1 protein-coding gene is annotated in these 1562 nt (G+C 41.2%); it reads left to right on the top strand.

The genetic code is table 11. The annotated features are described in order from the left end of the window. Positions 1–211 precede the first annotated feature (211 nt). The gene (locus tag H6G28_RS36395; protein WP_190594344.1) at positions 212–1279 is read left to right on the top strand and encodes a hypothetical protein; all 1068 of its coding nucleotides are present in this window, start codon (positions 212–214) and stop codon (positions 1277–1279) included. The last annotated feature ends 283 nt before the right edge of the window (positions 1280–1562 follow it).

Here is a 1562-nt window from a genome sequence, read left to right as displayed (position 1 = left end):
TCAAAATTCAAAATTAAAGAGATTAATGGGGGTTTGTACTTAAAATTAATAAAATTCAAAATCTTCCTGATTCTTCATTTTGAATTTTGAATTTTGCATTTTGAATTCAAAAAGATGATTTTTGTTTGGAAAAAATTATTCTACTCGCTTTATTCTTGCAGGGAAACGCTTCGCTAACGATTGAGAGAAAACTTAGTAATGGTACTGAAGAATGGTACAAGCAATCGCACCATCAGAAACATTTCTTGCTGATGCAACTGTTGAAAGAATCAATTTCTCAAAACTAAATAAAACCCGTATTCGCTTTAGCATCAGAATCAAAAACAGCACCATAAGTGCCGCACCAAAATGGGCAGATGTTTTGAAATCTGAAGATACTGGCACAGAATCAGACCTCATCAAAGTGACTAATTCTGAAGTAGGTTTGCGTGGCATCAAAGTATTCAAAGCTCTCAATGAAGCTGCAAGCCAACTCAGACAAGAAATCGCTTCTGTTCAGGAATGGATGACCAGCGATAACGGTGATTGGATTTGCCCGATTGATTTGGCTCCCCTGGTATGGAGTCAATTACTTAATATTAGAGATGCGATCGCGCCAGCACTTCGAGCCAAGTTAAAAGATGAGTACGAGCAAGGCTTGGAAGATTATCAGCAACGGATAGAAAACTTCATTTCGTTGAACACTTGGGAACTGCCACAAGATAGGCAAGCGGAAGTAAAAGCTAATTTGTTGAGAGCATTTCCAAGTTTGAGCGAGTTAGAGGATTGTTTGCAGGTGATTATTGGTCGTCCCGTGATCATTCCGGCTTTATCAGAACAGTTGAATGAACAACAAGCCGAGTGCTTGAACCAAATCACCCAGTTCATTCAACAGTACGACCAAAATCTAGAACAACGGCTCAAGGAAGCGGCAATTGCTGGTGGTGAACAACTCGCCGCGCAGTTACTTGAAGAGTTGGCAGATTGGGAACCAGGGCGAAAGCCAGTGCGCTTCAAACAGAAGATGCTGAAACATCTCCAGAAGGTACAGGTTTTGCTGGCGAATGCTAGTCCTGAAGCTGGCGGTAGTTTGCAATCGATGATGGAGCATCTCAATTCGATTGTGGATGATCCGGCAATTGTTGATAAGAATCTGGGTGGTGAAGGGCGATCGCAACTACAGCAAAAGATGGACGATATTCGTTCTAAATTGCTGGATGAGCAGCGCAATCTGCAACAGCTTGCGAGTTCTGACGTTGGGCTGACGGTGGCAACTGTTAGTGCGTTTAAGTTCCGTTAAATAAAAAGCGATGTTCTGAATTACCGGGACATCGCATTAAAATAAGGCATAGAAATGTAATTTCTCCTCCTGCCTCAAAAACTTGCTACCATACGCTCGTCTGATTGGTGGATAATAGTTCTGTAGGGCAATCTTTAACCACTGCATAATAAGTTAAAAGGCAAAAGTCGAAAGGTAAATATGGCGTTATTCACAGCAGAAGGTTTAAGTTATCCCCAGGCTTTAAAATTGATTGAAATCCTCAAAAAAGAAGGGATAGAATCGAACATTACAAGCGGTGGAG

Origin of the sequence: Nostoc sp. FACHB-190, assembly GCF_014696905.1 — a bacterium.
GTDB lineage: Bacteria > Cyanobacteriota > Cyanobacteriia > Cyanobacteriales > Nostocaceae > Nostoc_B.
The sequence above is the reverse complement of the archived record's forward strand: the minus strand, read 5'-3'. Positions and strand labels throughout refer to the sequence as shown.